Consider the following 689-nt stretch of genomic DNA (forward strand, 5'->3'; position numbering starts at 1 on the left):
GAGCGGGGCTGCTCGCGCGACGGGGTGCTGCCCGGCGGGCTGAAGGTCCGCCGCCGTGCCGCCGAGCTGCGCCGCAGCCTGGAGACGGAGTCCGACCCCACCGACCCGCTGCGGGCGATGGACTGGGTGACCCTCTTCGCCCTCGCCGTCAACGAGGAGAACGCCGCCGGCGGCCGGGTCGTCACCGCGCCGACCAACGGGGCGGCCGGCATCATCCCGGCGGTGCTGCACTACTACACCCGGTTCTCCCCGGGCGCCTCGGAGGAGGGGGTGGTGCGGTTCCTGCTGGCGGCGGGCGCGATCGGCGTGCTGTTCAAGGAGAACGCGTCGATCTCCGGCGCCGAGGTGGGCTGCCAGGGCGAGGTGGGCTCGGCCTGCTCGATGGCCGCCGCCGGGCTGGCCGAGGCCCTGGGCGGCACCCCGGAGCAGGTGGAGAACGCCGCCGAGATCGGCATGGAGCACAACCTGGGCCTGACCTGCGACCCGGTCGGTGGTCTGGTGCAGATCCCCTGCATCGAGCGCAACGCGGTGGCTAGCATCAAGGCGATCACGGCCGCCCGGCTGGCGCTGCGCGGCGACGGGGTGCACCACGTCTCGCTGGACAAGGTCATCAAGACCATGCGCGAGACCGGCGCGGACATGAAGGTGAAATACAAGGAGACGGCGCGCGGCGGACTGGCCGTCAACGT

Annotated in this window: 1 protein-coding gene; it reads left to right on the forward strand. The window is 72.9% G+C overall.

Annotated elements, in window-relative coordinates; all coding sequences use genetic code 11:
- The coding region (locus ACLQ22_RS31900) for an L-serine ammonia-lyase (RefSeq protein WP_425695584.1) at positions 1-689 on the forward strand (689 nt) is incomplete at both ends.

This window comes from Micromonospora sp. DT178, assembly GCF_049841695.1.
Lineage (GTDB): Bacteria > Actinomycetota > Actinomycetes > Mycobacteriales > Micromonosporaceae > Micromonospora.